The following is a 5815-nucleotide window of genomic DNA, read 5'->3' as shown; positions in this document are numbered from 1 at the left end:
GCTGCCGCTTCCGCCGCAGGCGCTGCCGGAAACAGCGCCGGGCGAGACGGCGCGGGGGACCGTGCGGCTCGGCTTCCTGGACGCGGCCGGCGTGGCATCGCCCGAGACGACCCTGCCCTATTCCTGCACCGACCGGCGCCACCCGCCGGTGGTGCCGGCGGCGGCGGGACTGATCTGGACCAGCCGGCCCGGTCCGGCCGAGGAGGTCGAGCTGAAGCTCGCCTGGCCGGCCGCGCCAGGGGCGCTGTACCGCGCCTTCATCGCCGACGCGAAGAGCCTCGGGCTGCCGGGCTCCTCGCGGGCCGCCATCGCCGTGGCCGCGAGCGACCGCGACCGGCAGGGGCAGCTTGGCGGGCGGTCCTCCTTCCGCCTGCTGACCGACCCGCCCCTCGCCGCCGGCCCGGATGGGCGGGCGGTGCTGGACACGCGGCTGCCGCGCTCGCTCTCGGCCGTGCAGCTTCTGCGCATCGTGCCGCTGGGCCCGGCCGGCCAGGAGGCGCCCTTCGAGAGTTGCCCGGTGGTCGCCGTGGCGGTGCCGGCCGAGCGCCGGCCTCCCCCGCCGCGCCTGACCGTTCGGGTCGATCCGGCCACCGGCCGCGCCACCCTGCGGGTGGAGGCGCCGGGCCTCGACCTCGTGGCGCTGCAGGCGAGCGAGCCCGGCCTGTTCGACACCCCGCCGGCCGCCGGGGCCCGCGCGCCCGAGCTGCGGCTGCGCCGCGCGGCGGGCCCCGTCGCCGACCCCGTCTATGCCCGCATCGTCGATGAGCGGCCGCTCGGGCTGGAGCAGGGTCCCGGCGGCCCGTTCCTCGCCGCAGAGTTCGCCGACCCGGCGCCGCTGCTGCCCTTCGTCCGCTACGCCTACTGGGCGGAGGTGCGGATGCCGGCGGAGCGCCGCCTGCCGAGGGAACGGACGGACCTCCCGCCCGCCGCCGGCATCGCGCCGCTCTCGCCGGCGCAGATCGCGGACATGCCGGCCGCCTACAGCCCGGTCTCGGCACCCGCCGCCGCGCTGCACGCGCCCGCCGCGCCGGAGCCGCCCGACGGCCTGCAGGTCTCGGTGCTGGCGCAGCCCGGCGGCCACAGCCTCGCGCTGACGGTGCCATCGCCGCCCGCGGCGCACCCGCTTGCCGTGGGCCGCTACGCGCTGCGGATCTGGCAGCGATGGGGCGACGGGCCGATCGAGCCGGCCGGGCCGGATGTCGAGCTCGACGGCAGCCCGCTGCAATGGACCGGCCCGGCCCGGCCCGGCCCCGGGGCGGCGCCGGCGACACTGTTCGTCGCGGTGATCGACCCGCTGGGCCGCATGGCGGAGCCGGTCAGCGTGACGGCGCCGGCGTGAGGCTCACGCCGGCAGCCGGAAGCAACACCAGGGAGAGAAGGGAGAAGCAGGCATGGCCGCCCGTAGCATCAGGCTCACCATCCGGAACCGCAGCGACAGCCAGTTCGTGCTGTCCGGCGCCTCGCTCGACCACGGGATCTGGTCGCAGGGCCAGGCCCCGCAGCAGGGCGCGCTGCTGCTGGAGACCGACCAGATGGTGCTGGCCAGCGAGTCCTCGGGGCTGATGACCGGCACCGCCGGGCAGGTGACGTTCTCCAGCGTCGTGCTCAACGGCGAGCCGAACTTGTTCACCTTCCGCTGGAGCAATCCCTGGGCCGGCGCGAACAGCTACCTCGTCGAGCATGTGCCGCCAGGAATGGACGCCCATTACGCGGGCGGCGATGGCGACAACGCGCAGGTCACGGTGACCATCGAGGCGGCGAAGGTGCTGCAGACCAGCTTCAAGCCGGAGATCCATGGCTGGCGCTTCACCAATGGCGGCTGGCCGTCTCTTCCGGTCTATACCCTGCCGCCGCCGTTCAATATCGGCATCGGCAATGCCTCCAACGGCCTGTGCGGCGGGATGGTCTTCTCGGCCATCGACTATTTCCTGGCCGGGCGGCCGATCCCTCCGCGCACGGCGGTGCCGGCGACCGACCAGGACCCAGTGTACCAGTACATCGCGTCGCGGCTGCTCGACAGCTTCCACATCGATGAGGATCTCGGGATCGGCACGCTCAACGCCTATCTCGGCGGCATGTCGCAATCGAACGCCGACCGGGCGCGCGCCACCATCAAGGAAGCCCTGCCGAAAATCCGCGCCGACATCGCCTCAGGCCGCCCCGCGGCGCTCGGCATCGTGGCGGCCCAGGCGGCGAACATCTTCGACGGCATCCCGAAGCTCGGCCAGAACCACCAGGTCGCGGCCTACTCCTATGTGCGCAACGGCTCGCAGGTCAGCCTTGGCATCTACGATCCGAATGCGCCCTACAATCCGGCGGTGCCGACGAACCACCTGCGCATGATCACCCTTGATGCCGAGCAGCTCGCCTTCCCCTCCATCCAGCACAATCTCAACCTGCCCCAGCCGCAGATCTTCATGTTCTTCCGCAATCGCTATGCCTTCGTGAATCCGCCGAACATCTCTTGATCATCACCGGGACGCCCTGCCGGCATGCCTTCTGCCGCCCGAGCCGGGCACGCTCGGCGGCAACGGCGCCAGGAACCGCGCCAGCGGCACGGATGCACCGGCCCGCCTCGTCTACAGGGCCGGCTTCCTCTCCTCCCGCACCGGCAGGAACAGGGTGGTGGCCCAGCAGAGGCCCAGCATGGCCGCGGCGCCGATCAGGCACGCCGCCAGGCCGCCCCAGCCATAGAGCAGGCCGGAGAGCAGCGTACCGCCGAACCGCCCCGCCGCATTGGCCGCATAATAGAAGCCGACATCCTCGGCCGCCTTCTCGCCGCCGGCATAGGCCAGGACCAGATAGGAATGGACCGAGGAATTCACGGCGAAGAGGAGGCCGAACACACACAGCCCCACGGGCACGAACAGCGCCGCATGGGGCAGCCCCGCCAGGAGCATGGCGGCGAGCAGCGCGGGCAGCGCGGCCAGCGCCAGCGACCAGCCCCGCGCCGCCGGCACCTCGGCCGAGAGCCCGTCCTCGCTGCGCCGCACCAGCGCCGGCGCGCTGGCCTGGACGAGGCCGTAGCCGATGGTCCAGAGCGCCAGGAAGCCGCCCACCATCGTGAAGCTCCAGCCATTGGCATAGAGGAAGACCGGCAGGCCCACCACGAACCACACATCCCGCGCGCCGAACAGGAAGATCCGCGCCAGCGCCAGCAGGTTGACGCCGGCGCTCCTGGCGAACAGCTCCCGCGCCGAGCGGGAGGCGCGGGCCCTGCCCATCAGGGGCGGCAGCGCCGCCAGCACCCCCAGCAGGACCAGCGCCAGCGCCACCGCCATCAGCCACAGCGCGCCGCGGAAGCCGAGCAGCTCCAGCAGCAGCCCGCCCAGGAAGAAGCCCACCCCCTTCATCGCGTTCTTGCTGCCGGTGAAGAAGGCGACCCAGCGGAACAGCCGGCCGGACGCTCCCCCGGCGGTGAGCTTGATCGCCGATTTCGAGGCGGTCTTGGTCAGGTCCTTGGCGACGCCGCAGACGCCCTGGGCCAGCACCACCCAGGCCACCGACAGCACGGCCCCCCAGCCCGGCGACAGGGCCGAGAGCAGCAGGAAGCCCGCGATCTGCGTCGCCAGCCCGATCGCCAGCATGCGCGTGATGCCGAAGCGCGTTGCCAGCCAGCCGCCGGCGAGGTTCGCGCCGATGCCCGCCGCCTCGTAGAGCAGGAACAGGAAGGCCAGGGTGAAGGGCGAGTAGCCCAGACGGAAGAAGTGCAGCAGCACCAGCATCCGCAGCGCGCCATCGGTCAGCGTGAAGCCCCAGTAGGCGAGCGTCACGATGACGTAGTCGCGGGTGCCGGATGCGGCGGCGCGGGCCGTCATGGCGTCAGATCCCGGCCGCGCGCATGTGGCAGGCGAGATCGACCATGCGGCAGGCATAGCCCATCTCGTTGTCGTACCACGCGTAGATCTTCAGCAGCGTGCCGTCGGTGACGAGGGTCGAAGGGCCATCGACGATGCTGCTGCGCGTGTCCCGCGCATAGTCCGCGCTGACCAGCGGGCGATCCTCGTGGCCGAGGATGCCGGCGAGCGGCCCGGCGGCGGCGGCGCGGAACAGGGCATTGACCTCCTCCGCGCTCGTCTCGCGCCGCATCTCGAAGACGCAGTCGGTCAGCGAGGCGTTGAGCACCGGGGCGCGGACCGCATGGCCGTTCAGCTTGCCCTTCAGCTCCGGGTAGATCAGCGCGATGGCCGTGGCGCTGCCCGTCGTCGTCGGCTGCAGGGAGAGCATGGCCGAGCGCGCCCGGCGCAGGTCCCTGTGCGGCGCGTCCACCACGACATTGGTGTTGGTCGGGTCGTGGATGGTGGTGATCTGGCCGTGGCGGATGCCGATGGCCTCGTGCACCACCTTCACCACCGGGGCGAGGCAGTTGGTGGTGCAGGAGGCGGCGGTGACGACCGGGTGGCGCGCGGGGTCATAGAGCGTCTCGTTCACGCCCATGACGACGTTCAGCACGCTGTCGAACTTCACCGGCGCGGCGACGATGACGCGCCTCGCCCCCCGGTCGAGATGGCCTTGCAGGGCCTCGGGCGTGAGGAACTTCCCGGTGCATTCCAGCACCAGGTCGACGCCGAGATCGCCCCAGGGGATGTCGCCCGGCCGCGCATGCTCCGAGAAGCCCAGGCGCCGGCCGCCGATGCGGATGGCGCCGTCGCCCTCGGCCTCGATCGGCGCGCGCCAGCGGCCCTGCACGCTGTCGAATTCCAGCAGATGGGCCGCCGCGGCGGCGCCGCCCTTCACCTCGTTCAGGTGCACGACATCCAGCCGGTTGCCGGCGCGCGGATCCTCCGCCGGCCGCTCCGCCGCGCCGAGCGCCGCGCGCAGCGCCAGCCGCCCGATCCGCCCCATGCCGTTGATGCCGACCTTCATGGCGCGCGCCTCGATCATGCCCGGTTCCCCAGCGCCAGGGGCTGGGCCAGCTCGTCCAGCCGCGCCTTCAGCGCCATGCGGTCGAGCGCGGTGAAGGGCAGGTTGGTGAAAAGGTCGAGGCGGCGATGCAGGGCGGCATAGAGCTCGTTCAGCAGCGTCGCCCGCTCCACCGCGCTGCCCTTGAACTTCGCCGGGTCCGGCAGCGGCCAGGCGGCGGTGACCTGCGTGCCGGCGAAGTCCGGGCAGGCCTGGAGGTCCAGCGTGTCGCAGAGGGCGATGACGAAATCCATCCGTGGCGCCGCCGGGCCGGTGAACACGTCCCAGGATTTCGAGCACAGCCTGGAGACGTCGTGCCCATGCGCCTTGAGATGCGCCAGCACCTCGGGCAGCGGCCCGCTGGCCAGCGGGGCGGAGCCGGCCGAGAAGGCCCGGAAGCGGCCCTGGCCGATGCCGTTCAGGATGGCCTCTGCCATGATCGAGCGGGCCGAGTTGCGCGTGCAGAGGAACAGCACGTTGAAGGGTGCCGGAGTCATGCGGGCATTCTCCCCATCGGGTTCGAAGAGGCGGTGGAGGTCGCCGCAGCGGGCCGGGTCTCCGCCGCAGCAGGCATCGGCCAGGAAGGCCAGCAGGGCGCGCAGATGCGCGATCCGCGGCGCGTAGATCAGGTGGCGCCCCTGCCGCGTGGCGCCGATCAGCCCCGCCTGCTCCAGCGCCCGGAGATGGAAGGACAGGGTGGAAGCCGGCACGCCGAGCCGCGCCGCGATATCGCCCGCCGCCAGCCCGGCCGGCCCGGCGCCGAGCAGCGCGCGCAGCAGCTCCAGCCGGGTTTCCTGCCCCAGGGCGGCAAAGGCGAAGGCAGCCTGCGTCGATTCCATATTTCCAGCATGCTCGAAATACAAAGGTGGCAGCGTGAAGCTTTGGTGAAGCTACGGGCCACGCCCCTCCCCTT

Annotated in this window: 5 protein-coding genes; 2 read left to right on the top strand and 3 right to left on the bottom strand. The window is 72.3% G+C overall.

What is annotated here, in order from left to right; translation table 11 throughout:
• The coding region (locus tag ACZJYS_RS21980) for a hypothetical protein (RefSeq protein WP_493180322.1) at window positions 1-1339 on the top strand (1339 nt) is incomplete at its 5' end.
• A gap of 52 nt (window positions 1340-1391) precedes the next feature.
• A complete protein-coding gene (locus ACZJYS_RS21975) occupies window positions 1392-2468 on the top strand; it encodes a hypothetical protein (RefSeq protein WP_493180321.1) in 1077 nt (358 codons plus the stop codon).
• A gap of 111 nt (window positions 2469-2579) precedes the next feature.
• Here the strand turns inward: ACZJYS_RS21975 and arsJ are convergent, their stop codons facing one another.
• The 3 genes from arsJ to ACZJYS_RS21960 are packed head-to-tail and all read right to left on the bottom strand — an operon-like array spanning window position 2580 to window position 5741.
• Entirely contained in the window at window positions 2580-3818 is a 1239-nt protein-coding gene (gene arsJ / locus ACZJYS_RS21970) for an organoarsenical effux MFS transporter ArsJ (RefSeq protein WP_379651928.1), read from the bottom strand.
• A 4-nt stretch (window positions 3819-3822) separates the two neighbouring features.
• Window positions 3823-4884, bottom strand: coding sequence for an ArsJ-associated glyceraldehyde-3-phosphate dehydrogenase (locus ACZJYS_RS21965; protein WP_456316330.1), 1062 nt, complete (start codon window positions 4882-4884; stop codon window positions 3823-3825).
• Window positions 4881-5741: a metalloregulator ArsR/SmtB family transcription factor gene (locus ACZJYS_RS21960; protein WP_493180320.1), complete on the bottom strand. Its 861-nt coding sequence runs from the start codon at window positions 5739-5741 to the stop codon at window positions 4881-4883. The genes ACZJYS_RS21965 and ACZJYS_RS21960 overlap by 4 nt, the downstream gene beginning before the upstream one ends.
• Window positions 5742-5815 lie beyond the last annotated feature (74 nt).

Source organism: Roseomonas sp. TS2 (assembly GCF_058833935.1).
Note: the sequence above shows the minus strand (reverse complement) of the source record. Positions and strands in the feature narration are given on the sequence as shown.